The following is a 25,609-nucleotide window of genomic DNA, read 5'->3' as shown; positions in this document are numbered from 1 at the left end:
CAGTATAGAAACTGTCACTTCCTAGCGATCCAATTTTGGGTGAGCCGAACCGCCCCGATTCTGGAAAGAATTAAAATTAAACTGAAGACATAAACACAATGAAAAAAATGACCAGCGCCGAATTGCGGGCCGCCTTTCTGGAATTCTTTCGCCAACACGGTCACGCCGTGCAACCGTCCAGCTCTCTGGTGCCAGGCAACGACCCCACACTGTTGTTTACCAACGCCGGGATGGTGCAGTTTAAGGATGTGTTCCTGGGCCGTGAGAAACTCGATTTCACTCGCGCCGCAACCAGCCAACGCTGCGTGCGGGCCGGCGGCAAGCATAACGATTTGGAAAACGTTGGTTATACCGCGCGCCACCATACCTTCTTCGAAATGCTCGGCAACTTTAGCTTCGGCGATTATTTCAAAAGAGATGCCATTCATTTTGCCTGGGACTTTTTGACCAAGGAATTGGGCATTCCACAGGAAAGATTGTGGGTAACGGTGTTCGAGGAAGATTCCGAAGCCGAAGCGATCTGGCTGGAAGACGTAAAGCACGATCCCAAACGCTTCTCGCGGATTGGCGCCAAGGACAATTTCTGGTCGATGGGCGACGTCGGTCCCTGTGGTCCTTGTACCGAGATTTTTTACGATCATGGCGAACATGTCGCCGGCGGCCCTCCCGGCAGTCCGGACGAAGACGGCGACCGCTACATCGAAATCTGGAACTTGGTGTTCATGCAATACGATCGTGATAAGGACGGCAACCTGACGCCGCTGCCGGCGCCGTCGGTCGATACCGGCATGGGCCTGGAGCGGATTTCGGCGGTGATGCAAGGCGTGCATAGCAACTACGAAATCGATTTGTTCCAAAACCTATTAAAAGTCGCCGCGCAGTTGGCTGGCACCACCGATTTGACGAATAGCTCGTTGCGAGTGATTGCCGACCACATTCGTTCTTGCGCGTTCCTGGTGGCCGATGGCGTGTTGCCGTCCAACGAAGGCCGCGGCTACGTGTTGCGCCGCATCGTGCGGCGGGCGATTCGTCATGGTTACCGTTTAGGCATTCAAGACACATTCTTCTACAAACTGGTCGCGCCGCTGGTCGCAGAGATGGGCGCGGCTTATCCTGAGCTGGTAAAGGCTCAGGAACAAGTCGAGCGGGTGTTGAAAAAAGAAGAAGAACGCTTCGCGGAAACCCTGGAGCAGGGCATGAAAATCCTGGAAAACTGCGTCGCCAAGCTGGATGGTCATGTCATCCCCGGCGATGTGGTGTTCTTGTTGTACGACACTTACGGCTTCCCGGTGGATTTGACCGCCGATTTTGCCCGTGAACACAAACTCAGCGTCGATCATGCCGGTTTCGAAGTGGAAATGGCGGCGCAGCGCGACCGGGCACGGGCTGGCGGCAGCTTTGCGGCCGATTACGATCAAGACATCAAACACGACAGCAGCACCGAATTTACCGGCTATTTCCATCTGGACGGCTCGGTGCAAATTCTGGGCTTGTTCAAGCAAGGCCAGCCGGTCGATGCTTTGGAAGCGGGCGACGAAGGCGTGGTGATTCTGGATCAAACCCCATTCTATGCCGAGTCCGGCGGCCAAGTCGGCGACACCGGTCGCATCGAATGCGGCGACGCGGTTTTCGAAGTTCACGATACCCAGAAACAGGGCGGCAAACTATTCCTGCATAAAGGTAAAGTGTTGCGGGGCACGCTCAGCGAAGGTCAGGCCTGCGAAGTCAGCGTCGACGCCGAGATTCGTAAAGCCACCGAACGCAACCATTCGGCTACTCACTTATTGCATGCCGCGTTGCGGGCGACATTGGGCGAGCATGTCGCGCAAAAAGGCTCGCAGGTCAACGCCGAGCGTTTACGTTTCGACTTCTCGCATTTCGAACCGATGACACCGGCGGAAATTGCTACCGTCGAACGTTTGGTCAACGAACAGATTCGTTTGAACAACCCGGTAGCCGCCGAAATCATGGCGAAAGACGATGCGGTGAAAGCCGGCGCGATGGCCTTGTTCGGCGAGAAATACGGTGACGAAGTGCGGGTGTTGAAAATCGGTGAGTTCTCCACCGAGTTGTGCGGCGGCACCCACGTCGATAGAGCCGGTGACATCGGCTTGTTCAAAATCGTCGGCGAAACCGGTGTCGCGGCCGGCGTCAGACGTCTGGAAGCAGTGACCGGCCAAGGCGCATTGGATTGGATCGATCAGCGCGAAAAAGCCTTGCTCAGCATCGCCGGTTTGTTGAAAGCAGCACCGGACAAAGCCGCCGACAAAGTCCATCAACTGATGGAAAAAACCCGCGGTCTGGAAAAAGAGCTGGAAAAACTCAAAGCCAAACTGGCTAGCTCGGCCGGCGATGAAATGACCAGCCAAGCCGTCGATGTCAACGGTGTGAAAGTGCTGGCCGTAAAATTGGACGACGTCGACCCAAAAGCCTTGCGCGACCTGGCCGACCAGTTGAAAAACAAGCTGGGCAGCGCGGCCTTGGTGTTGGCGGCGGTCAGCGGCGATAAAGTCAGCCTGATCGCCAGTGTGTCCAAGGATGCGATGGACAAGGTCAAAGCCGGCGAGTTGGTGAACTTTGTGGCGACTCAAGTGGGCGGAAAAGGCGGCGGCCGGCCGGATATGGCGCAGGCTGGGGGAAATGATCCTGCCGGATTGCCGGCGGCGTTGGCGGCGGTACCGGAGTGGGTGAGGGAGAGGCTTGGTTAATCGTTACGGTGGGCGTTATCATTTACTGTAAAGCTTTTGTTGGGAGTGACAATGAAAACGGTTGAATATACTTGCTGGAAAGACGGCGATTTTTATTTGGGTTTTCTGAATGAGTATCCTGATTATTTAACGCAAGGCGAAACCAAGCAGGAATTGCAGGAAAACTTGTTGGATTTGTTTAAGGATTTTGAAACGCAGGAAATTCCTTTTATTCGTAAAGTGGAGACTTTGCAGGTCGCTTGATAAAAAGAAGGGATTTGCTAAAAATTCTTGAAGAAATGGGTTGTCGTTTATCCAGGCATGGTGGCAACCACGATTGGTATACCAACGAAGAAACGCGGCAATCTCAGGCAGTGCCGAGGCATAATGAGATCAACGATTATCTGGCGAAAACTATTATCAAGAAATTGAGTGGTAAATAGTATTTTTAGTCGGTTCTCGCACCGACGGGCGAGATACTTTCTTTTGTTTCGCCAAAAGAAAGTATCCAAAGAAAATGCGACCCGGATGCCGCTTTGATCCTACGCTCCTCGCTTTTGAACGGGGTTGACAGAAGGGGCTTCCCAGCCCCTCCGTCAACGCGCCGAATCCCTGCGACGCCCCTATCGGGCTATTCCGTTTAAAAGCTCCGGTGCTCGGCGCGGCAAACGGGATAACACCCGACCCAGTGTACAGTGGGTTAGCCATAGCGTAACCCAACATTCGGAGTGGCAAGCGTTGGGTTACGACTCTTATTTGATTTAGATATGAAAAAAATTAAGGCAAGTCGATTCGAAGATTGTCCTCAATGTGGAAAACAAAAGAGAAGACTCATGGCGTGTACTCATTGTGGTTACAGCTTTATTGCCTCCAAAAGACTCAGTCCAAAAGCGAAAACTGCAAAAAACAAAAAAGCTACGAGTCAACAAAAGACTGAGAAGGTAGTTCCAAACAAACAAGTAAACAAGGATAGAAATATTCCAATGGAAAAGGAGCGGAAAAAAATTGTTCGTCCTTATCCGTCGGAAGAATTACCTGACTATGATCAGTTAAGAAGTAAGAACGATATTTTTACCACTGGACGGGTTACTAGTGGTGGTGCGATTGAGTCTGGAAAAAACCGTAAACACTAGAAATGCAGCTTGGATTTTCTGATAGGCGGGGTGTCTGGTTTTATAGTCTGTAGGTACCTCGCAAAGAGAAGTGCATCGATCTCGATCGATGCGTCTTTTTGCGTTAGGTGCAATCTACATTCGGCATTTACTGAGTTCCTTTAAATATCGAGATGGTTTTCGTCCCGTATGCCGCGCCGAGCACCGGAGCTTTCGATGGGATCAGCCCGATAGGGGCGATGCAGGGATGCATTGCGTTGACGAAGGGGCAGGAAGTCCCTTTCGTCAACCCCCGCCAAAAGCGAGGAGCACAGGATTAAAGCGGCGTCCGGGCAGCCTTTTCTTTGGATACTTTCTTTTGGCGGCGCAAAAGAAAGTATCGCGGTTGTCGGTCCGCGAACCGACGTAGAAATAATCTGTCGCGATAGCGACACAATATTTATGACGATCAATCAACACAGATGGTTGAAAACGATGAACATTGCAGAACAAATTTACGAGACAGTCAAAACCTTGCCCGAACAAACAGCCTGCGAGGTATTGAGTTTTGCGGAAAGCTTGAAAGCCAAACAAGCCGACGAAGATCGCTTGCGTCGGGAAAAGGCGCTAGCGACGTTGGCTAAATATCGCGGCCGTTATAAAGCTGAAAAATTCCACCGCGAAGACTGTTATGACCGCTAAGGTATTTGCGGATACCCACCTGTTTGTTTATGCCGAGTCGCAAGATCAGAACAAGTCATTGGCGGCGATGGATATTATTCAAGCGTCACCGGTGATCAGCACCCAAGTCGTCAACGAGACAATCAGTGTGCTGACCAGAAAGCATGGTTTTTCATTATCAGAAGCCTATGAAATTGCACAGAGTTTATTGGATTTGTGCGAAGTGGTTGCGGTTGATGTGGCTACCATTCGCAAAGCCATGGACTTGGCTAAGCGGTATGCTTTATCACATTGGGATAGTCTGATTGTTGCTGCGGCCCTGCTGGCAAATTGTGAGAAACTGTATTCCGAAGATATGCAGCACGGGCAAGTTTTTGATGACTGTTTAACGGTGGTGAATCCGTTCAAGGTAGTCTGATTAAAATTAACGGATTTGCTTTATTCGATTGTCATCACTCCAACCCTCTCCAGCACGGCGAGGGAGTAATAAAAAGCCTAGAAGGTCAATAAAAACATGGCATTGTACGTCTATAAATTTGGCGGCACTTCCGTTGGTACGGTGGAACGTATCAAGGCGGTCGCCGAGAAAGTGAAAACAGCCCGCGATGCGGGCGATCAGATTGTGGTGGTGGTGTCCGCGATGAGCGGTGAAACCAATCGCCTCGTGGGGCTGGCGAAAGAAATGCAGCCGCAACCAACGGACCGGGAGTTGGACGTGTTGCTGTCCACCGGTGAGCAGGTCACCATCGCGTTGCTGTCGATGGCCTTGCATCAGCTAGGTTGCGAGGCGCGTTCCTATACCGGCGCCCAAGTGCGCATTCTGACCGATAGCGCCCACACCAAGGCCCGGATTCGGGAAATAGACGAAGCCAATATGCGTGCCGATTTGGATGCCGGTCGGGTGGTTGTGGTGGCCGGCTTTCAGGGCGTGGATGAGCATGGCAACATTACGACATTGGGGCGTGGCGGCTCGGACACCACCGGTGTGGCACTGGCTGCGGCGCTGAAGGCGGACGAGTGCCATATCTACACCGATGTCGACGGCGTTTACACCACTGACCCACGCGTGGTACCGAAAGCCCGTCGCCTGGATCGCATCACCTTCGAGGAAATGCTGGAAATGGCCAGCCTGGGCTCAAAAGTATTGCAAATCCGTTCGGTCGAATTCGCCGGCAAATACAATGTCAAATTGCGCGTGTTGTCTTCGTTCATGGACGGCAACGGCACCCTAATTACCTACGAGGAATCAGAAATGGAAAGAGCGTTAATTTCGGGCATAGCTTTCAACCGGGACGAGGCGAAGCTGACGCTGACCGGTGTGCCTGATCTGCCGGGTGTGGCGTCGAAAATTCTGGGACCGATCGCCGCCGAGAATATCGAAGTGGATATGATCGTGCAGAACATTTCCGCGCACGGCACCACCGATTTTACCTTTACCGTCAACCGTAACGACTTCGCCCGTGCTCAAAAGGTGTTGGAAGGTTTGTGCGCCGATCTGGGCGGCAATACCGCTGTCATCGGCGATAACAGTATCGTCAAGGTGTCTATCGTCGGTGTCGGCATGCGCTCGCACGCCGGTATCGCCAGCACGATGTTCAAGGTGCTGGCCGACGAGGGCATCAATATCCAAATGATCTCGACGTCCGAAATCAAGATTTCCGTGGTGGTTGACGAGAAATATTTGGAACTGGCGGTGCGCGCCTTGCACAAAGCGTTTGATTTGGATCAGGAATAGCGTTCCGGTTAAGCCTGCTCAGCACCAAAACCCTCTCCAACAGGAGAGGGCGAAAACCGCCAGCACTTGAAAAGACATTGAATAGTTGTAACGAATCAATCCGCTGCTTGGGGTATCGCAACGCTGAGGCGATAGTGGTTAAAAGGGCGGTCTTTTGATTTTTTAATAAAAACTATGTTAAATAACTGAAAAATATCAGGGTATATCCCTTGTTTTTAGCGCGTTTTTACGCGGTTTTTGCGTTTGTTCAATATAATCAAATGATTATATTTTGGCATTCTTTGTGCATTTTTACCTTGGGTGGATTTTAATTTTTTCTGCGTGAGGTAAATCGATGGCTCAAGAATTAATGGTTGTAAATCAAGAAGTAGTGGCGCAGCAAATCAATACCGGTGGTTTAGTGCTGGGGGCGGGATTGGCTGTGGCGTCTATGATTTTGGTGCCGGCACTGGCGATGCGTCTGGGTTTGAGCGCTAGTCTGACCGGTGCGTTGAGAATCGCCTTGATGAAGGCGTCTAGCCGGGCGGCTCACGGCAAGCGGTAATGCATTTGCCGTTCTTCAGGGGTTAATTGCTTTCGATGCATGGTGGCCGATTGGCGTTGCCGGCAACACACGAAAATCATCGGTGGCTGGACTTAAATGCTTTCAACAACACTGGATTTGTCGAAGAATGCTGGGTTTGTTTGGCCTTCGTAGGGTAGACGTTTATAATCTGCAACCAGGAGTGTCGTCGGTAACTAGAAGCGGGTTCGTGTGACAATGGATGAGAACAAGAAAAGTTGTGATCTTTGCGGCTTAGCTGTCGAAGTTGAGGGTTTTGAACTAAAAACCCTGGAAGGCGATAAACGCTTTTGTTGCGAGGGCTGTAAAGGGATTTATCAGATGCTTCACGAAGCTCAAGTTCTGCAGGAGGAAGCCGACGATTCCAAATCGACAACGTCCTAACAAACACAGAGGAAGCATATGGCGCATAACGACGTATCGAAAAGTTCGAACGGCGCATCGATGAGCAAGCAGGTGGTGGCCGGGACATTGGCGACCGCAACCGTTAACACTGGAGGAAAATTAATGACTAAATTGGCAAAACATCCGTTATTGGTTTTCGGAGCCGGTATCGTGGCGGGGTATTTCGTGTACAAATATCGGAAAGAAATTATTTCCGGCGCTACAAAAACCATTGATGCCGGTAAGGATTTTGTCTTGCATCAAAAGGAAAATCTCGAAGACATCGTCGCCGAAGCCAAAGAAGGCAATTAAAACTGCTTGATTCTATCGTTGATCTTGGGCATTGGGCTGTAACTTGAAACGGGTGGTCCCTGCAACAGCAGGACCGCCCGTTTTACTTTTTCTGTTGACTTATGGCTATCCAAAAAGAATTTGTACTGCGTTATCGAAATGACGGCCACGTGCGCTTTCAGGTGCCGCCGCCAGCCTGTCAGCCGATTGTGGCGGCATTGATAAGCGAAAAACTGGCCGTTATTAACGGCGTCAAGGTGGTTAAGTTATACCGGGGGCAGGGTAAATTATCCATTCGCTACGATGAGATGGTTTGCGGCTTTAGCGGTTTAGCGACGCAGCTGTTTCAAATTTTGGCCGAACTTGAACAGCAAGGCCATTTTGAAAGTAAGCCGTTGGTGGAGCAGGCGAAAAAGTCGGTTCTTGGTATCAAAAAACGTTTGAAGCATACCCGCATTGGCGGTTGGTTCAATCAGAAATATCAAGCCGGCAAGGAAACGGTGCAAGCCGCCAAAATCATCGGCAAGCTTGGTACCAATGGCCCCAAGGCCTTGATCAAGAACCCCGAGAAAGCCACGATAGATTTCTTGAACGATGTGCTGGTGTTGTATCTGATCAAAACCCATTGGACCCGCATCACTCAAGAGTGGCTGGTCAAGCCGATTGTGCATCGCTACGAGTGGATGGCGGTGTTTTATATGTTTTTCCTGTTAGTTCGTTCGCGCCGGCCTAAGTAGACATCGTCAATGCTGATCCATTGTTTGCAATGGATCAGCTCTCCCGTCAATCAAATCCTCAGTCGCCCATGGAAACCGATACTCGAAACTACGCGCATTTTTCCGTCCGACATCAGCTACAAAATCGAATTCGGATTATCACGTCGGTGTTACTTAACGATCCGGAACGCGGCTATATCCTGGAAATTCTGCTGAAAAAACGCCCTGAAATTAAACGGGTGCGTTCGGTGTTTGCAATTGGTTCGGTGGTGATCGAATTCGACTCCGGCCGATTGCCGGCGAAAAACTTGCTGATTATGTTGGACGCGGTGTTGGGCAATATCGCGCTGAAGCAGACCGAGTTAAAAAAAGACAAGAAAAAAACCTTCGACGGGCCGTTGCAAGAGGTCGATTTGGCGGTGCAAGGCATGAGTTGCGCGTCTTGCGCGTTATTGATCGAAATGGTTTTAAACCGCGACGAACGCGTGAAAAAAGCTGGTGTCAACTTTGCCACCGAAACCGTCACGGTGCATGGTCAGCTCAGCAAGGCGGAGGTGATAGATAAGATCGAAAAACTGGGCTATAGCGCAATGCCCATCGATACGCTGTCGCAGCGGAAGAAGCTTATCGAAAAGGAGTTGCAACGAATTGACGTAGCCCGGCGTCGATTTGTATGGGCAGGGCTGTTAACCGCGCCGGTGGTGACGATAGCCATGACGATGGGCGGCCGTACCTGGATGCACTGGTTGCAGTTTGCACTGACCACGCAGGTGGTATTTGGCACCGGCCGCCAGTTTTTTAGCAAAGCGTATCGGCTGGCCAAGCAGCGCGCGGCCAACATGGATAGCTTGATCGCGTTGGGGGTGGGTTCGGCTTACAGCTACAGCATTCCGTCTCTTTTTAGGCGGCGCGGACATGTCTATTTCGAGGCGGCGTCGGCCATTATCACCTTTGTATTGCTGGGCCGTTATCTGGAAGAACGGGCCAGAGGCAAGGCCGGCGAAGCGATACGTAAATTGGTCGATTTGCAACCGCAAACCGCGACGCTGTTGACGGACGAGGGTAGCGAACGAATCGTCGATATCGACGACATCAAAATCAACGATGTGATGCTGGTTAGGCCTGGCGAAAAAATCCCAACCGACGGCGTGGTGGTGCACGGTCTTTCCACCGTCGATGAAGCAATGATCACCGGCGAGAGTATGCCGGTGGTGAAGAGCATTGGGCATCAAGTAATCGGCGGTTGCGTCAACGGCAACGGCGTGTTGCATATCAAGGCTACGGCGATAGACATGGATACGGTGCTGGCCGGCATCGTGCATATGGTCGATCAGGCTCAGGCAGCCAAACTGCCGATTCAGAAACAGGTCGATAAAATTTCGGCGGTATTCGTGCCGGCAGTGATGGCAATTTCCGGTGTGACCCTTGTGGGCTGGCTGCTGGCTGGCGCACCGTTTGCTTTTGCTTTCGGCAATGCCATCACGGTGCTATTGATCGCTTGCCCTTGCGCGTTGGGTCTGGCAACACCGGCGGCAATCATGGTCGGCACCGGTCAGGCCGCCAAGCAGGGCGTGTATATCCGCAACGGCGAAAGTCTGGAAATCGCCAGTAAACTGAATGCCATTGTCTTCGACAAGACCGGCACGATCACCGAAGGCAAGCCCAAGGTCAGTCAGGTATACAAAATATCCCGACTGACCGAGAATAAATTAGTGATGCTGGCGGCATCCGCCGAGAACAACTCCGAGCATTTCCTCGGTAAAGCCGTGGTGACTTATGCCCGCGACGCGGGTATCGAGTTGCAGGATTGCGCATATTTTTATAGCGAAACCGGCCACGGTATTCGTGCAGAGGTGGACGGTTACAAATTGCTGCTGGGAAATCGGGTTTGGCTGGAAAGTCAGCAAGTCGATGTGGTCCGGCTGGTCGAGCAGGCCGACAATTTTGCGTCGCAAGGGCAAACGCCGGTGTACATGGCTATCAACGGCAAGGAAGCAGCCGTGTTTGCCGTCGCCGACAGTCCGCGTCCGGAAGCGGCGGCGGCAATCGAGCGCCTGCATCAATTGGGTATCAGAACCATGATGGTGACCGGCGATACCGAAAAAACCGCATATTACATCGCCGACAAGGTCGGCATAGCCGATGTGGTCGCGAATGCCAAGCCCGATCAAAAGCTGCAAATTATTCGGCAACTTCAGGAGGAAGGCCATAATGTCGGCATGATAGGCGACGGCATTAACGATGCGCCGGCGCTGGCTGCCGCAGATGTCGGTTTTGCGGTCGGCAGCGGCACCGACATCGCCATCGAATCCGCCGACCTGACGTTGGTGCAGGGCGATATCGGTAAGGTCACCGATACAATAGAACTTAGTGCGTTTACCATTCGTGTCATCAAACAAAATCTATTTTGGGCGTTCGGTTACAACACGGTCGCCATCCCGGTGGCGGCACTGGGCAAGCTCAATCCGATGATCGCTTCCGCGGCAATGGCCTTGAGTTCGGTGTCCGTCATCGTCAATTCACTCAGATTGAATAAATAAATGGAACACAATATGGAAGGTATGGATCATGCCATGCACGGCATGACCGAAATGGCGGTTGCCTCGGGGTTCGATTACTCGCTGGCATTTATCGCCGGATTTTTGGGTAGCGGGCATTGCCTGGGAATGTGTGGCGCGCTGGTATCCGGTTATTTCATGCGAGCCGGGAAAAGCCGCAGCTATCTGCCTTATATTGCCTATCAAGCCGCGCGAATTTCCGTGTATACCATGATTGGCGTATTGGCTGCTTCATTGGGCGTGGTGTTGGTCTCAAGCGGCTTGTTCGGTAAGATCCAAAGTATCTTGCAAATATTGATGGGCGCAGTCGTGGTAGTGTTGGCTCTGGGGGTATTAGGCTGGATACCGTGGCAAGGTTCCGTGCGATTGCTTCCCATGCAAGTCTTGCGCAAAGGCTATGCGGCTGCCAATCAGAAAGGGCCATTGTTGGGATCGGTAATAGCCGGCGTATTGAATGGATTGATGCCTTGCATGCTGACTTTTGCCATGGCCGTAAAAGCTACCACGGCCAGCACGTTAGTTGAAGGCGGCGCATTGATGCTGGCATTTGGCGCCGGGACGTTGCCGATGATGCTGTTTATCAGCGTGGCGTTCGGCAGAATGAGCGTGAAATTGCGCGGTTTAATGTTGAAGGCAGCGGCGCTAGTCATGCTGTTGATGGGCGCCAATACTATTAACAACGGCTTGAGTTTCTACCGGGATCAGAACTTCAATCACAGCCATTTCCTGGTGTTTGTGCAGGATAAGCTTGATCAATTAATTGTTTTTCTGAACGACACGCTAAATTACATAGGTAGCATGCTGAGCAGCATTCAAGGCGTGTAATGACAGTCTGATTGGGGTAGTGATAATTTTTGGCTAGAAAAGTTAAAAATATCAGGTATAATGCGCGGATACTTTGCTGGCGTAGCTCAGTTGGTAGAGCAGCTGATTTGTAATCAGCCGGTCGCGGGTTCGAGTCCCATCGCCAGCTCCATATTTATCAAAGGCTTAGGTGTTTTCACCTAGGCCTTTTTATTGCTTGTCCAAAATCCTGACCAAAATTATCAGGCGGATAGTTCATATTATTGATTCAGCGCGTCGACACAATTTTGTTTAACCAGATAATTTCTTCAGCTTTTGGGGGCCTCGATATGCTGTTGCTCTGGCTATTTTGCTATACGCTTAATGACTTGTCTGTGAAATAGGGGCAAGATTACAAAAACCGATTTTTTCAACAGATACACTCCAAAAAACCGTCATTCATTCCCGTCTAGTCACTAAGAGGATATCCGGCACATAAGATGCTAGGCGATAGCCTCTAGCCGCCGAGTGAGTACAAGAGTGCAGGCCAGATGGAGCAATGCCAAATAGTTGGCTCCCCTGCAGGTGTAGCGGGTCCTGATAGCCCGAAATCCTTTCAACCATGCAAAGGTGCGCTCGACCACCCAGCGTCTGGCGGGATGACTGTCCTGAGTCACGTGCTGTTTTTCCTCGCCAATCCGACGGATATGCGGTGTGTAGCCATGGTTTAGCACCTCGATCTCAACGCGTTTCATGTCGTACGCTTTATCCAAACAGAGGTGAGGCCTTTCCTCCATAGGCTTGATTTTCGGTGCGGACAAGGCGAGACCTTCGACGGGGGCCGTCACTAATCGGCTGTCGTGAACATTGGCACCCGCCAGCGCCACGCCACAAGGCATGCCTTCCTGATCCGTCAAGAGATGAATTTTGCTACCACTCTTGCCGCGATCCGTGGGGTTTCTGCCCACCCCTTCCTCCGACAGACTTGTCGATTGGCGCGTAGGGGCTTGCACCAGACTGCCATCCATGGACTGCCAGTCCCACTTGAATCCTTGGAGTTCTTCATACCTGGCCGCCCCCAGTCTGAACATTTCGGCGAAAATACCGGCGCTCGCCCAACGCTGAAAATGTTCGTGAAGTGTGCTTTTCGATCCGTAGAAGCTCGGCAAAAACGCCCACTGGCAGCCCGTTTTGAGGAGGTAGAAGATGCCGTTCAATAGAACTCGGAACTCCAGCGGTTTGGAACCACCCGGCTTTCGGCGTTTGAACCGCTCCAATAAAGGCGCAACAAGATCCCAAAAATCATCCGAAATTTCCTGATAAGTAATCACGTAAAACAAATTTTAAATTGATGGCCGACAGAATCCATGAGTTTTGCGACTTCCTGGCGTAATTGTTCTTTCGACCAAGTGATGAATCGACGCCAGTGGTATTTGGCGTGTTTCCAAACGATTTCGATCAGGTTGAGTTCAGGGCTGTATGGCGGCAAATGGAGCAAAATCAAGCGATGTTCAATCAGCCATTCATCTAATTTGTCTGAATCGAAGTGATGGTGCATCGTCGCGTTATCAAGCACCACTACGGTTAGTGGCATACGCTGTTCGCGCCCGGAAATCCGGTCGATCAATTCAGTGACTTCTGGGCGTTTGACGGCTTGGCTGTGTAAGTCATACCAAAGACGACCGCTGTTAAATTCCAAGGCGCCAATGACATTGACGCGCTGCCTGCCCAAACTGGCGTCGGCAGCATGGGGTTTGCCTTTGGGCGCCCAGGCTCTTTGAACATTGGGGATATTGGAAAAGCCGCTCTCGTCCAGATAGAACAGGCTCAATTGATGGGCGAGCGCAGCCGTTTGCAAGCGTTTGAGGTTGTCTTGCGAGGCGTGGAAGCGTTCAGGGTCGCGTTTTTTTTCAACGATAACCGGGTACGGGTAAACGACAAGCCTCGCTTTTTCAGATGACGAGCCAAAGAATCGAGACTGAAAGCTGGCGCGTCGGGATGGATTTCTCGCAACTGTCGGTCGATTTCGGCCAAGGTACAGGGCGATTCGCGCGCAATCCGCTCGGCCGCGTCCACCCATTTTGAGGTGAGTTTGGTCGGGGCGCCGCCTTGATGACCGTTTAACAAGCCGACCAAGCCTTGGTTCCGCCACGCCTTGACCCAGTTGTACGGTGTCGGCAGCGTGACGCCGAGAATTTCGGCAACCACCGAAAATGAATGGCCTTTGGAGAGCGCAAGCAAGCCCAGGGCTCGGCGACGGAAATCGGGATACGGGTGATGCTCGGCTAGCGCCTGGAGTGTAATGCATTCCGGTTCGCTCAATTCTAAAGGTGGCAACATGGCTGGCTATGGTCGGTTATGAATAACATGAGCTTAGCCTATGTTTTTAAATCGGTTATATATTTTTACTTAACTCATAACCCACAAAAGGTATTTATAAATCAGTAGATTATTCAATATTCATAACATTTAGCACAAGTTGTGCCGGATATCCTCTAAGATCACTTAAAATTGCGTACAGCAGGGTGAAGTGCCGAGAACAATCATGCCATTATCGACCATTGGCTTATTGAAAGCGGGCTGACTGCGGTAAAAAAGTATACGCTGGAAGTGTCATACCTGTTTCAAGCAAGGTCTTGAGGTTGCAAAGAATCATGGGCCAGCCATCACTGCAAGCGCGAAAAACTTTACTTTCCGGTGGAAAATTGTCGTGGATAATGGTTAAGCGCACGACCTCGCCGCTTTCTTCCATGGTGAGTGTGACACGCGATGGAGATTCGGATTTAAACTCCCCAAAAAGCGGTTTGAATGTGTGGCTTAAGGTGTGATGCTTTTTGATTGACAAGATGACGTGTTCATCAGTTAATTCCCCATTGCGCAGATACTGCACTTTTGATCCAAATTTCCAATCGGACTCGATGCGGGTGTCAAACCAGTAGCGCTGAGTGACATCAGGGTTTGTCAGCGCGTCCCAGAGCGCAGTTATTGAGGTTCGGATATAAATTACCTCGAAGATTCGCTGCTGGTTCATGATGCCTCCGTGGTTGATAAGTGCGGTAAGTGTCTAGTGCCAGACAGGAATCCTCTATCGGCCAGTGTAATGCTGTTCTTGCCAAACCATGGTCCGATTCAACTGCGACTCTGTCGGCCAAAGGCGGGAGATAAAGGGCATTCAGTTCATCTGAGTCACGCTCGATCCCATGGATCGTAGGTGCCGAAGCTCCAGAGATGACCTTCCAGGTCGTAGCAACTAAAACCCCGACCGCCGTAGTCTTCGTCTTTGATCTTCACAACAATTTTTGCCCCGGCAGCCGTTGCCCGAGCAAAGACGGCATCAGCATCGGCAACAAGCACATAAGGGGATTGTGTTTCAACACCGCCTATTTCGTCGGGTTGCTTTATTAAATGCCCCCACTCAGATTTTTTTTCAAGAACCGACCCGAGCATGATCATGCCGTCACCCAATGTCAGTTGTGCATGAGCAATCGTACCATCGTCGTTCGGATAGACGGTTTGCTTCTCGAATCCGAAAGTCGCACAGAGCCATTCAATGGCTGCGAGCGCATCGCGATAGCGCAGACACGGGAAAATAGTTGCCTTTGTAGTGTTCATTTTTATTGACATTGGTTTTGCCTTCATTAATTTGAGAGTAAATAGTTTTTGTTACACTTGATAGAGTTGTATCAGATTGCCGCAGGTATCGGAAAAAATCGCAATCGTTACCGGTCCCGTCTGCGTGGGTTCGACCGTGAATATCACCCCCCGCCCTTTTAATCTTTCAAACTCGGCATGAATATCCTCGACTTCAAACGCGGTGATGGGTATGCCTTGTCTGAAAATCGCTTCCTGATACGTCTTGGCCACTGGATTTACATTGGGTTCGAGTACGAGTTCGACATCGACATCGTCAGGCCCATCCGGAGAAACCACTGTCAGCCATTTAAACTTGCCAGCCGAAATTTCGTTGCGCTTGATAAAACCCAAAACCTCGGTATAAAACACTAACGCCTTGTCTTGATTGTCTACAAATATACTGTTTAATTTGATTTTCATACTCTCTCCTAGCTCGTCGTACATGGTTTTCCGAGACAATTTAATTTTTCGTCAGCATCGCCATCGCCAACATCAAGTTTTATCGTTTTTTGCATCGGTTGGACAGGCGCGTTCCGAACCATCGATGTCGTTGAGAACCCGGTTGTTTACACCGCTACCTTGAACTGTCGGATGCACATCAGACGGCAGATGGATTACCGTGCCGGTCCCGGATAGACGAATAAGCTGCACTGACGCTCCGGCTAAGCCTGTAATGTGGTGGTTGACTCCAGAAACCCTTAAGTTCCTGATGGCACTTCCGCAAGGAATTTGGATGGTATTGGCGTCGCCCGAGACAATGAGATCGAACAAGCCAGGGCGAAAAGCAGAAACGCTTTGCCCGTTTCCATCTATCTTGATGAGCTCAACACCATCGGCTCCAGTCTTGTCGTGAAAGGAACAACCGGCGCAGCCCAAACCCGAGATCGTAAATGTTGCCGCAGCAACGAATCGCGTCAATCGTTGTAAATTCATTTTGTATCTCCTTGATCCATTATTTTTAAAGCAAGGTCTCGTGCTATCGCTGGCTTGTCATTTGCACTGCTCGGTCGGCTCGCGATAGGCAAATACATAGGGTTCATCGAAACAGGCGATCAAGCGATCGACCACATCCAGATTCGGCACTATTCCCTGAAATTTCGGCCCTCTGGCAATCGCCTCCCGCAATTCGGCCAGTTTCTGACGATCCCGTTCCAGGAACGCGATGGTGGCGCCGACATGCGCGTTCCATTTGACTGGCGCGTCAGGCGACTCTTGCTCGAAGAGCGCCGTCTTGAAACGAGCCCGCGCTAGGTCTTTATCACCCGCTACCGTGTAGAGCTGGCCAGCGTGGAATTGCAGATTCACTCGCTGCCATTTCGTAAGCCCTTTAGTCTCTTGTTGGTAGCGATCGATGAGTCTGGCGGCTTCCCTATACTTTCCGGTGTCGGCAATTTTCCGCCAGCCGCTGCCTGGGTGCTGGTCAAAGGCCTCATAGCCAAGCTGCAGTTCATCAGACGATTCATTTTTTTCCTGACCGCGGGAAACGGAAGGATTAAGAACCGTCGCGATAAACACAGACAATATCAGTACGCCAGGGATCGAAAGCTTGGGCAAAATCCTCAAAATCATGGCTAATATCCGTTTGTTCCAGCTTTTAAAATAACGGCGTCGAAATATCGCCCCAGCGCACATGCGCCGGCGGGGAAACGGCGGCGGTAATGGTGCCGGTTTCTATATTGACTTCTACCAGCCGCAAGGGATCTAAACCATACGCGGATCGAACGATCGCTTTTCCCGAGGCATGGGCTTCGTGGCTGCGGACCCGGCTAAAGAGCACCTTATAGCGGCGCCGGTCGAAGTCATCCGGGGTATCGTGACCACCGCGCACCGATTTGGTCTCCAGCGGCAGATCGGCCAGATGCCATGCCTTGGGCACTACATGAATCAACAGAGGCGTTTCACTGCTGCTTGATGTAATTTGCCGGATACCGGCCTCATTCAGCGCCGTTTGATAGGCCGCAAGCAATTCGTGGTCACTCAGGCGTGCGGGCGAAAGCACGGCAGCCTGGGCTTGATAATGGGCCGTAATGCTCGCCAGCGAATATTCCCGTAAACCAAAGGCGAGTGCCAGGCTAATGATGATGCCGGCGATGGCGCCCAGTGCGGCACGACGGAACGGCATCCACTGATTCGCTATCCCGACGGTCGCGAACAATTTCCAAGGCTGAAGAACAGGCAGAAATCGCTCGGTATGAATTTCGTATTCCCGGTAGCGCTCGCCGAAACCGGCTACGCAGCGGCGTTCTTCCAGGGCTGCCAGAGACCGGTATAGAAACAGCATCAGCACATAGGCGATCAACACCAAAAAGCGCGGCCAAAGCAGCAAGGCACCCAGACCAAGCAACGCCAATCCGACATATTGCGGATGCCGACTGTAGCGATAAAGGCCGGTCGTAACGAGTCCGCAACGGCGAAGTTTAGCGGTATAAATCTGAATCGCGGCGGCCAAAAACACAACTATCCCGATCAGCATACAGATTCCACCTATCCAGGGAAGCGCATTGAGTATGGCACTTCGGGTCGTGGAGATATGCGGCAGGAAAAACTGAGTAAGCCAGGCAGTGCCTGTCCATTGATCGAGGAAGTTCAATGCCGGGCCATAAAGCGCATAAAAATACAATGCTGCCGGACTGATCATGAACAGAATTTCCAAGCCAATCGCAAGATAAAACAAGCATGCCGCGGGTTTAAACAGGTTTACAATGAAATTGGTTAAATCGGATTTAGGGTTAGTCGTCATCGCTGATGTCCTCCGTTCTGGATGAGTAATAGCGTAATCGCCTTGTGTAACTGAACGGTTTCAACAGCCAAGGATTTTTGTTACGCTGAATTTCAGAATCCTGTTTTGTAATACTCTGTTACAAAATTTTTCCTCAGTATTGAGGACACGCCTATATGATGCATCCATCATGATCCAGTCTCCTCATATTCTGATTGTCGACGATGATCGCGAGCTCCGACAGTTGCTAACGGCATTCCTGACTCGGCACGAGTTTAGGGTGGATGCGGCGGCGGATGGACGCGCGATGGACAAGCTGCTGGAAACGGCGCGCTTCGACCTGATAGTGCTCGACCTGATGCTTCCCGGTGAAGACGGTCTGGGGTTGTGCCGACGGTTACGGAGTACATCGAGTGTCCCCATCATCATGTTGACGGCGCTGGCCGAAGAGATAGACCGCATCATCGGGCTGGAAATGGGTGCCGACGATTATCTCGTCAAACCGTTCAATCCACGCGAACTGCTGGCCCGCATCAGGGCCGTGTTGCGTCGCACCGGCAGCGCGTCGGGCGTATCCCGAAGTGGCGGAAAAACGCTGGTGTTCGAGGGTTGGCGGATCGATCTGTCCAAGCGTGAACTGTATTCTCCCGAAGGCGCGCTGATGCCGTTGACTGGCGGCGAATTTGATCTATTAGTCGCCTTCGCGGAACGGCCACAGCGGATATTGAATCGCGAACAGTTACTGGATTTGACGCGGGGACGTGTGGCCACTGCCTACGATCGTAGCATCGATGTCCAATTGAGCCGTTTACGGCGCAAAATCGAAGCCGATCCGAACGAGCCCGCGCTGATCAAGACCGTGCGCGGCGGCGGTTACGTATTTCAACCGAATGTCGTGCGCGAACCATGAAACGAAACGGCTGCCTTCGCCTGCTGCCCGACACCATTACCGGCAGAATCATCGGGCTGTTATTTGCCGGCCTAATTCTGACGGCGACCGGCAGTGCATCGGTTTATATGCTGGATATTTTCCATGGCAAGGGTTGGGATGAGACAGCCCACAACCTGCACCGCATCGCCGCGATCGTTTCGATCATGGACCAAGCACCGCCGGATGCCCGTCCGGCCTGGCTTTCGCCTTTGAGCGAAACCGGCTTGTCGGTGGCCTGGTCTTCAACTAAAACCCCGCCGCCGCTGCGTCAGGACAGCATGACTCGCCATCTGGCGCGGGATGTAAGGGTATTTTCGAAAATTCAAGGTGTTGATCGGGTCCAAACAGGTTACCCGGCCGACGCACCTTCATCTGCTATATCGATAATGCCCGAAACAGCGCCGGCCGAGGCATGGATAGAGTTGTCGGACCATACCTGGCTACATTTCGTGATCGAGAACGAACAGATAAGTGGACTGTGGACATTGCGGCTGGTGCTGGCCTCAGGTCTTCTGATTGGGGGCATCGCGGGACTTGGTGTGTGGGCCGCACGGAAGGTAACGGCCCCGTTGGCACAGTTTTCCCTGGCTGCGGAACGGCTCGGCGCAAACGTGGATGCGCCGCCGCTAAACGCCGAAGCAGGACCCGAGGAGATTCGCCAGGCCGCTCGCGCCTTCAACAGCATGCAAAATCGTATTCGCCGTCTGATCGAAGACCGCACTTTAATGCTGGCTGCCCTTTCCCACGATCTCAGGACCGCGCTGACGCGATTGCGGTTTCGGACGGAGTTCATCGCTGATCCGCAGCAACGCCAGAAAGCGATCGGGGATCTCGACGAGATGCAAGCGATGTTGGTTTCGAGCTTGTCGTTCGCGCGTGATGACGCGGCATCCGAAGCCGTCGCGCTGATTGATCTGGCCATGCTCGTGCAAAGTCTTTGCGACGACCTCCAGGATGCAGGAAGGGCCGTCAGTTATGACGGGCCCCTGCATATGAATTATCGCGGCCGTCCGGTGAGCATGCGTCGGGCATTGGCCAATCTCATCGATAACGCCCTGACTTACGGAAAAGAGGCCAGCGTGTCTCTCGCTGAAGATCAGGATACCGTTGAAATCACTGTCGGCGACCGAGGGCCAGGAATCCCGGCAGCGATGCGCAGCCGTGTGTTTGCCCCGTTTTACCGGCTGGAGTCCTCGCGTAGCCGCGATACCGGCGGCACGGGTCTTGGTCTCACGGTGGCACGTACCGTCATACACTGCCATGGCGGCGACATTCGATTGGAAGACCGGTCAGGCGGTGGGCTCCTGGTAAGAATCGCTCTTCCAGCTTCGACTGTTGTCAACACCCATCGCGTCGAATCTTGAGTATTATGTTCGTTTTGAGTCAGGGGTAGAGTGGCGGGCAAATTTCGTCCGTTATTGTGCGCACTTATAAAAAGAGTGGTTGTCTTTTGCAAGGGCAAACTTAATACACCTGGCTCGCTTTATGATTAGGCCCGTCGCAGGGTTACTGGATATTCGGCGCAACTTCGTGCGATCTTGTTCCTATTTCCCTAATGGTTTAGCCACACGGACTGATTAACCCTTGTTGAATACCGTCCAGCTATTTCCTTCCGCAGATTATTTTTTAAACGCTTTGAACCTTTTTGACTTTCCCGCCATTAACAGGTGACGGTTGCTCTCGGCGACTTGGCCCGAATCAATGTTCGAGTGACGGGTATCCAGGAATTAAAGCATTACGAATAACAAATAATTTGTCGAAAATGGAGATAGCCTTATGTCAAGATCAGGCAGCACAGCGGTGGAGAATGCTGGGCGAATGGGAAATACAGCTAAACGCTACACTTCAGATTCTTCCGATAAACCAGCTCAAGCCAAAAACACTGCTCATTCGCTTAAGGTTTCAGGGACAGAAGCCGTCAAACATCCTAAGGCTACCATTGCTTTACATTGGGGTACTGTGCTGGCACTTATTGTTGGTGTTAGTGCCATGTTCCTTCGTGAGTATGTAGAAAACAAGGCTTCTCGAATCGAACTGCTTGAACTGCATCGCCAGCTAGGGATGTTAGTTTTTGCGGGTGTGTTTTTGCGTTTAAGCGTCAGATATTGGATTGGTTTGGCGAAACCGGTCGAAGCCATGTCGTTCTTCATGCGATTGTGCGCGGGTTTGTGCCACTTGATGCTTTATGCCTTACTTTTGGTCTTGCCTTTGCTGGGGTGGGCGATTACCAACGCTCATAACACCGATCTTGCTCTGTTTGGTCTGTGCAACCTGCCGCGTTTGTTAGCCGATGATCCTGATCTAGCTGATGAACTAACCGATTATCATCTTTGGGCATCCTGGGCATTATTGGCTGTTTTGTTACTCCATATTGGCGGGGCTTTGTTTCACCATTACATCTTAAAAGACAAGGTATTGTTTGCCATGTTACCTGGCCGCCAAATGCATACCCAGGACGCGCGCCAGAAATAAAAACTCTTTGCGGGCTTTTCACTCCTGCAACTGATAAAGCCTGACCTGTAACTCCCCATTGTTACTTTATCGATCACGAGGAAATTTTGTGAATCTAGCTAAGTTGTTATTTTCCGCCACTTTAGTTTTCGTGGCTCATGTTTGTCCGGCATTGGCCTTTGATGAAGAAGCGGCAAAAGCATTGGCTGAAGAAAGCAAATGTTTCAAATGCCATGCCGTCGAAAAGAAGAAAGACGGTGCTGCTTACCGCGACATCGCAGCCAAATATGCGGAAAAGTATAAAGGCAAACCGTATGCCGAAGCAGAGGCCAGGGCTATCGAACACATTACTTCGGGCGAGATGGTCAAGTTTGACGATGGCCATGAAGAAAAGCACAAGAAAGTGAAATCAGAGGACGCCGAAGCGATCAAAAACCTAGTCGGTTGGATTCTGTCCTTGCCTGGCGGGACCTATAAACCAGAATAAAGAAAACGGTATTCCGGGGAAGTGTCGACGGTAAAGCTGGCCGTCGCCGAATCAAGGGGATTTAATTTATGAAATTGTCACGGCTACGATTGTCTCTGTTTTTGTGGTTGTTATTGTTGAATGTCTGCGCAGCATTTGCGGCGGAAAATGTGAATGACAATGTATTTGTCAAACCCGCTAATCAGCTAAATCTGCCGAATCTAGAGTCTGCTCAAAGTAAACCGGATCATTCTCTTGAAAGAGACAAGATATGTACCCGCTGTCATGACGAAACCGATAAGCCGAAAGTATTGCCGATTTACCAGACCCCTCACGGCGTTCGCGCCGATGTCAGAACGCCTTCGTGTCAGTCTTGCCACGGCGAAAGCGATGCTCACGTAAAGAACCAGGGCAACGGCGAGACGAGGCCAAAAACTGAAGTCGTCTTTTCCGGTGCCGACAAATCTCCTGCCGATCTGCTCAATAACACCTGCATGAGTTGCCATCAGAGTGGGCTTCGGACCCATTGGACCAGCAGCCAGCATGAAACCAACGGCGTGGTTTGCTCTTCTTGTCATAGCGCTCATACACCCAAGGACAAAGTCTTGGAGAAAACCGCCGGCACCCAATCCGAGGTTTGCTATACCTGCCATAAGACCCAACGCGCGGAGACAAGGCTTTTTTCCAAGCATCCCTTGCTGTTCGCCAAAATGGCATGCTCCTCGTGCCACAATCCACACGGCTCGAATGGGCCCAAAATGCTGGTGAAGAACTCGGTTAACGAGACTTGCTACACCTGTCATGCCGAGAAGCGCGGCCCCTTTCTTTGGGAGCATCAACCGGTCACTGAAGATTGCAGCAATTGCCATACACCGCATGGGTCGAATAATCCTCCGCTACTGAAATCCAGGTCGCCTTGGCTGTGCCAGGAATGTCATAGCGGTAATCATTCCGCGCAAATCAACAGCGGTGCCAACCTGCAAGAGGGCGATCTCACCACGATAAATGGACTCAGTCCGTTGGCCAACGCGGCTAGCCGCGCCCAGATGGCGGGGCGCAACTGTGCGAATTGTCATGTGATGGTTCACGGTTCAAATCACCCCGCGGGTTCGTCGTTCTTGCGCTAAAGGCTTGGAGTTGAGTAACCATGAAGATCAAAAATACAGCGGTTTTCACTTGGTCTGCCGTAAAAAGTATCGGCACAATCATGGCATTAGTTGGCACGCCTTTTATCATTTTGGCGGCAGAGGATGAGGATCCAGAGGTAAAAGAGCAGACTCGCCCGACTAGCAAGATAGAAGCCGGCGTACTTTATAACAGTGATGATTCTTTTAAGGCGGGCGAATATAACGGTCTTCATAAAGAAGGCGCCTATGGCATTGGCAATATCGATTTACGTGGCGGAGCCGGGTTTGACAGCGATAGTACTCGCCGCTGGCGGATCAATGGCACTAACCTGGGACAGCAAAACCGCAATGTCACCAGCGAATATGGATGGCAAGGCAAGCTGAAGCTGAAATTTGAATACGACGAGTTACTGCGTAACCGCTCGGATAGTTATCGAACGCCTTATTCCGGAGACGGGGCCGGTAACTTCATTTTGCCAGATGCTTGGCGAGTGCCATTGCTGCCGCAGCTAAACACTACTACTGGCAATGCTCGTGGTTTGTCGGCAGATGTCACTCAATCGAGTATCTTGGCGCCGACTTTGGCTAATCCGAATGCTTTACTGGCGCCAATAACAGCGCAGTCGAATGCCGCCGCCGCGATTCAAAACAACGATTTGCCGCTGTTCCGCGACGTGAACCTCTATACCAAACGGCAGAAATATGACGGCGGATTGAGTTATTTCATCACGCCGGAATTGGAATTTACGGCCAGCGCCAGACGCGATGACCGCAACGGCTACCAGCCGATGGGTTTTGACAGCAAAGCCATTACTGGCGAACGGGTTAGCATTCTCCCCGATCCCATCAACCAGACTACCGATCAGTACAACGCCAACTTGAGCTATACCGGCGAGAAGGGGTTTATGCAGATCGGCTACTACGGGTCGTTGTTCTATAACCACATAAACGCTGTACGCTGGCAGGATTGGGGGCCGTCGGCGAGCGGGCTTAGCGGCACGCCTTCGCAAACTCGCTTCGATACCATGAGTACGGCGCCGGACAATCAGTTTCATCAGTTCAATATGAATGGCGGCTACACATTCTCACCGACAACCAAGTTGGTCATGGGCGGAAGCTATGGGCGATCAACGCAAAATGATGCCTTTCTGACCGATACCAGTACCGTGCTGATGCCGGTGTCGTCTTTAAACGGGCTGGTCGAAACATCGACATTCAACCTTAAACTAACGAATAAGCCCAGCAAAGACCTGAGTTTGGCTGTTGGTTACAAGTACGATAACCGCGACAATAAAACGCCCATCAATACCTACGCTTATTACGCCGCAGGTGAGCCGGCCGCCGGTAGCGCGAATGCTGCGTTTATCAATGCGCTGGGAATCGGTGCTTTGGGCAGCAACATCAACATCAATGCCAATATGCCTTACAGCAAAATGTCCAACCAGATTACGCTGAACGGCAACTATCATTTGGCAAAAAGCCACTGGCTAAATGCCGGTTACGAGTGGGAGAACATCGATCGAAGTTGCACAGGTGCATGGTATAACTGTGTGAACGCCTCCAACTCGAATGAAAACACCGGTAAGTTGCAGTGGCGCTGGAACATGACCACAAGCCTTAATACCAAGATTGACTACGCGTTTTCCAAACGCTCGGTGAACTATGACGAAAACGCCTGGCTGGCGATGGTGCCAATGGCCAACGTGGTACCGACTGGCGCGACGGTGTTGCCAAACGGTTTACCCGCGACAGCCTATAACACCATGGCCTACTATGGCTTGACCGGTTATGGCCCTGCATCAGGATTAAACCCGCAGCCGCTTGCCGGCAGCCCGCTGGCACTGTTTTTTACCAACAACAATGCATTGTCGCCCGGCCTGTATGGTAATCGGGATCGCATCAGCGAATTGTTGGGCATGAGGCGCTTCAACATGGCAAACCGCGATCGTCATAAACTGCGCTCGGCCGTAAACTGGCAAGCTACCGAGAGGCTGTCTTTCCAGGGCAGTCTTGATTTCAGCCACGACGATTATCCCGATTCGACATACGGATTACAGAGCTCCAGGGAGTGGGATTTTAATTTTGATGCTTCATATGCCTTGAGCGATAGCTTTAGCGTCGGCCTGTTTTATAGCCATCAGAACCAACTATCCAATACGGCGGGCAATTCTTATACGGCAAACTCCAACGCTGCGAATGTCAATGGCGCAACCCAGTTGGCTGGTAGCAGCAGTTGCAATAACTACACGACGCTGTTGCAGCGCAATCTCAACAACAAAATCGATCCGTGCTTGAACTGGTTTTCAGACATGCAAAATGACGTCGATGTTTTGGGGCTTTCATTGGCTAAAAACGGCTTGTTGTCTGGCAAACTGTCCTTAACAGGAAATCTGGTATTTAGTTGGGCTCAAACCAATGTCGACATCAACGGTGGAAACTACGCCAACAATCCAGCGCTTGCGGCCGGCAGCCCCGCTTCAAGTACGGCGGCGTTTTTTATTCCGGCAACGAAACTGCCGGCGGTAAGCACCGACACAGTAGAATTGCAGTTGACCGCCCAATATGCCATCGATAAGTCCTCATCAATTCGTGCGATGTATTCATACCTCCATCTAAATTCCAGCGATTATGCCTATCAAGGCATGCAGCCGGGTGGCTTAGCCGCGGTTTTACCAACCTACGAATCGGCGCCGGCGTACTCGATACATGCGATTGGCTTGGCTTTCAACTACAGCTTCCAGTGAGTTTTCTTGAGTAGCTTACATAGAACATTAAATGTTTAGAATGAAGCGAA

General features: G+C 51.5%; 28 protein-coding genes and 1 tRNA gene. 20 read left to right on the top strand and 9 right to left on the bottom strand.

The window, feature by feature from the left end; genetic code table 11:
• Positions 1 to 98 precede the first annotated feature (98 nt).
• From alaS to QZJ86_RS14825, 14 genes are all read left to right on the top strand, one after another.
• Positions 99 to 2,708, top strand: coding sequence for an alanine--tRNA ligase (alaS, locus tag QZJ86_RS14890; protein WP_301671251.1), 2,610 nt, complete (start codon positions 99 to 101; stop codon positions 2,706 to 2,708).
• A gap of 51 nt (positions 2,709 to 2,759) precedes the next feature.
• A complete protein-coding gene (locus QZJ86_RS14885; protein WP_301671249.1) occupies positions 2,760 to 2,951 on the top strand; it encodes a type II toxin-antitoxin system HicB family antitoxin in 192 nt (63 codons plus the stop codon).
• Positions 2,948 to 3,130 carry a type II toxin-antitoxin system HicA family toxin gene (locus tag QZJ86_RS14880; protein ID WP_320415823.1) on the top strand — a complete coding sequence of 61 codons (183 nt, stop codon included), beginning with the start codon at positions 2,948 to 2,950 and terminating at the stop codon, positions 3,128 to 3,130. The genes QZJ86_RS14885 and QZJ86_RS14880 overlap by 4 nt, the downstream gene beginning before the upstream one ends.
• 324 nt (positions 3,131 to 3,454) lie before the next feature.
• Positions 3,455 to 3,820 (top strand): 50S ribosomal protein L32, encoded by a 366-nt coding sequence (locus QZJ86_RS14875; protein ID WP_301671245.1) that lies wholly within the window; start codon positions 3,455 to 3,457, stop codon positions 3,818 to 3,820.
• 453 nt (positions 3,821 to 4,273) lie between these two features.
• Positions 4,274 to 4,480, top strand: a complete 207-nt coding sequence (locus QZJ86_RS14870; protein WP_301671244.1) for a DUF2281 domain-containing protein — start codon at positions 4,274 to 4,276, stop codon at positions 4,478 to 4,480.
• Positions 4,470 to 4,877, top strand: coding sequence for a PIN domain-containing protein (locus QZJ86_RS14865; RefSeq protein ID WP_301671242.1), 408 nt, complete (start codon positions 4,470 to 4,472; stop codon positions 4,875 to 4,877). Before QZJ86_RS14870 ends, QZJ86_RS14865 begins: the two co-directional genes overlap by 11 nt.
• A 96-nt stretch (positions 4,878 to 4,973) precedes the next feature.
• Positions 4,974 to 6,194 (top strand): aspartate kinase, encoded by a 1,221-nt coding sequence (locus tag QZJ86_RS14860; RefSeq protein WP_301671240.1) that lies wholly within the window; start codon positions 4,974 to 4,976, stop codon positions 6,192 to 6,194.
• A 334-nt stretch (positions 6,195 to 6,528) separates the two neighbouring features.
• Positions 6,529 to 6,738: a hypothetical protein gene (locus tag QZJ86_RS14855; protein WP_301671238.1), complete on the top strand. Its 210-nt coding sequence runs from the start codon at positions 6,529 to 6,531 to the stop codon at positions 6,736 to 6,738.
• Between the two features lie 216 nt (positions 6,739 to 6,954).
• Positions 6,955 to 7,140, top strand: coding sequence for a heavy metal translocating P-type ATPase metal-binding domain-containing protein (locus QZJ86_RS14850; RefSeq protein ID WP_301671236.1), 186 nt, complete (start codon positions 6,955 to 6,957; stop codon positions 7,138 to 7,140).
• Between the two features lie 18 nt (positions 7,141 to 7,158).
• On the top strand, positions 7,159 to 7,452 hold the full coding sequence (locus QZJ86_RS14845; protein WP_301671234.1) for a hypothetical protein: 294 nt from the start codon (positions 7,159 to 7,161) through the stop codon (positions 7,450 to 7,452).
• Between the two features lie 101 nt (positions 7,453 to 7,553).
• Complete coding sequence (locus QZJ86_RS14840; RefSeq protein ID WP_301671232.1) at positions 7,554 to 8,168, top strand: hypothetical protein; 615 nt, start codon at positions 7,554 to 7,556, stop codon at positions 8,166 to 8,168.
• 68 nt (positions 8,169 to 8,236) lie between these two features.
• Positions 8,237 to 10,687, top strand: coding sequence for a heavy metal translocating P-type ATPase (locus tag QZJ86_RS14835; RefSeq protein WP_301671230.1), 2,451 nt, complete (start codon positions 8,237 to 8,239; stop codon positions 10,685 to 10,687).
• Positions 10,688 to 11,530 carry a sulfite exporter TauE/SafE family protein gene (locus tag QZJ86_RS14830; protein ID WP_301671228.1) on the top strand — a complete coding sequence of 281 codons (843 nt, stop codon included), beginning with the start codon at positions 10,688 to 10,690 and terminating at the stop codon, positions 11,528 to 11,530.
• A gap of 75 nt (positions 11,531 to 11,605) precedes the next feature.
• Positions 11,606 to 11,681 (top strand) — tRNA-Thr (locus QZJ86_RS14825).
• A 310-nt stretch (positions 11,682 to 11,991) separates the two neighbouring features.
• Here the strand turns inward: QZJ86_RS14825 and QZJ86_RS14820 are convergent.
• From QZJ86_RS14820 to QZJ86_RS14780, 9 genes are all read right to left on the bottom strand, one after another.
• A complete protein-coding gene (locus QZJ86_RS14820; RefSeq protein ID WP_301938996.1) occupies positions 11,992 to 12,819 on the bottom strand; it encodes an IS5 family transposase in 828 nt (275 codons plus the stop codon).
• Complete coding sequence (locus tag QZJ86_RS14815) at positions 12,816 to 13,346, bottom strand: IS630 family transposase (RefSeq protein ID WP_301671226.1); 531 nt, start codon at positions 13,344 to 13,346, stop codon at positions 12,816 to 12,818. Before QZJ86_RS14815 ends, QZJ86_RS14820 begins: the two co-directional genes overlap by 4 nt.
• Positions 13,316 to 13,828, bottom strand: a complete 513-nt coding sequence (locus QZJ86_RS14810) for a helix-turn-helix domain-containing protein (RefSeq protein WP_301671224.1) — start codon at positions 13,826 to 13,828, stop codon at positions 13,316 to 13,318. Before QZJ86_RS14810 ends, QZJ86_RS14815 begins: the two co-directional genes overlap by 31 nt.
• A gap of 226 nt (positions 13,829 to 14,054) precedes the next feature.
• A complete protein-coding gene (locus QZJ86_RS14805; RefSeq protein WP_301671222.1) occupies positions 14,055 to 14,519 on the bottom strand; it encodes an SRPBCC family protein in 465 nt (154 codons plus the stop codon).
• A 155-nt stretch (positions 14,520 to 14,674) separates the two neighbouring features.
• A complete protein-coding gene (locus QZJ86_RS14800) occupies positions 14,675 to 15,112 on the bottom strand; it encodes a VOC family protein (protein ID WP_301671220.1) in 438 nt (145 codons plus the stop codon).
• 39 nt (positions 15,113 to 15,151) lie between these two features.
• The gene (locus QZJ86_RS14795; RefSeq protein WP_301671217.1) at positions 15,152 to 15,541 is read right to left on the bottom strand and encodes a VOC family protein; all 390 of its coding nucleotides are present in this window, start codon (positions 15,539 to 15,541) and stop codon (positions 15,152 to 15,154) included.
• A 72-nt stretch (positions 15,542 to 15,613) separates the two neighbouring features.
• Complete coding sequence (locus QZJ86_RS14790; RefSeq protein ID WP_301671215.1) at positions 15,614 to 16,054, bottom strand: hypothetical protein; 441 nt, start codon at positions 16,052 to 16,054, stop codon at positions 15,614 to 15,616.
• 57 nt (positions 16,055 to 16,111) lie between these two features.
• Positions 16,112 to 16,690 carry a hypothetical protein gene (locus QZJ86_RS14785; RefSeq protein ID WP_301671213.1) on the bottom strand — a complete coding sequence of 193 codons (579 nt, stop codon included), beginning with the start codon at positions 16,688 to 16,690 and terminating at the stop codon, positions 16,112 to 16,114.
• Between the two features lie 25 nt (positions 16,691 to 16,715).
• Complete coding sequence (locus tag QZJ86_RS14780; RefSeq protein WP_301671211.1) at positions 16,716 to 17,861, bottom strand: methyltransferase family protein; 1,146 nt, start codon at positions 17,859 to 17,861, stop codon at positions 16,716 to 16,718.
• A gap of 169 nt (positions 17,862 to 18,030) precedes the next feature.
• Here QZJ86_RS14780 and QZJ86_RS14775 point away from each other — a divergent pair, with 169 nt between their 5' ends.
• From QZJ86_RS14775 to QZJ86_RS14750, 6 genes are all read left to right on the top strand, one after another.
• On the top strand, positions 18,031 to 18,750 hold the full coding sequence (locus tag QZJ86_RS14775) for a response regulator (RefSeq protein ID WP_301671209.1): 720 nt from the start codon (positions 18,031 to 18,033) through the stop codon (positions 18,748 to 18,750).
• Positions 18,747 to 20,135, top strand: a complete 1,389-nt coding sequence (locus QZJ86_RS14770; protein ID WP_301671207.1) for an ATP-binding protein — start codon at positions 18,747 to 18,749, stop codon at positions 20,133 to 20,135. Before QZJ86_RS14775 ends, QZJ86_RS14770 begins: the two co-directional genes overlap by 4 nt.
• Positions 20,136 to 20,547: 412 nt before the next feature.
• The gene (locus QZJ86_RS14765; RefSeq protein WP_301671205.1) at positions 20,548 to 21,243 is read left to right on the top strand and encodes a cytochrome b; all 696 of its coding nucleotides are present in this window, start codon (positions 20,548 to 20,550) and stop codon (positions 21,241 to 21,243) included.
• 103 nt (positions 21,244 to 21,346) lie between these two features.
• Positions 21,347 to 21,709 carry a c-type cytochrome gene (locus QZJ86_RS14760; RefSeq protein ID WP_301671203.1) on the top strand — a complete coding sequence of 121 codons (363 nt, stop codon included), beginning with the start codon at positions 21,347 to 21,349 and terminating at the stop codon, positions 21,707 to 21,709.
• Between the two features lie 68 nt (positions 21,710 to 21,777).
• A complete protein-coding gene (locus QZJ86_RS14755) occupies positions 21,778 to 22,815 on the top strand; it encodes a DmsE family decaheme c-type cytochrome (RefSeq protein ID WP_301671201.1) in 1,038 nt (345 codons plus the stop codon).
• 20 nt (positions 22,816 to 22,835) lie between these two features.
• Positions 22,836 to 25,559, top strand: coding sequence for an MtrB/PioB family decaheme-associated outer membrane protein (locus tag QZJ86_RS14750; RefSeq protein WP_301671200.1), 2,724 nt, complete (start codon positions 22,836 to 22,838; stop codon positions 25,557 to 25,559).
• Positions 25,560 to 25,609 lie beyond the last annotated feature (50 nt).

This window comes from Methylomonas montana (assembly GCF_030490285.1).
Classification (GTDB): domain Bacteria; phylum Pseudomonadota; class Gammaproteobacteria; order Methylococcales; family Methylomonadaceae; genus Methylomonas; species Methylomonas montana.
The sequence above is the reverse complement of the archived record's forward strand: the minus strand, read 5'-3'. Positions and strand labels throughout refer to the sequence as shown.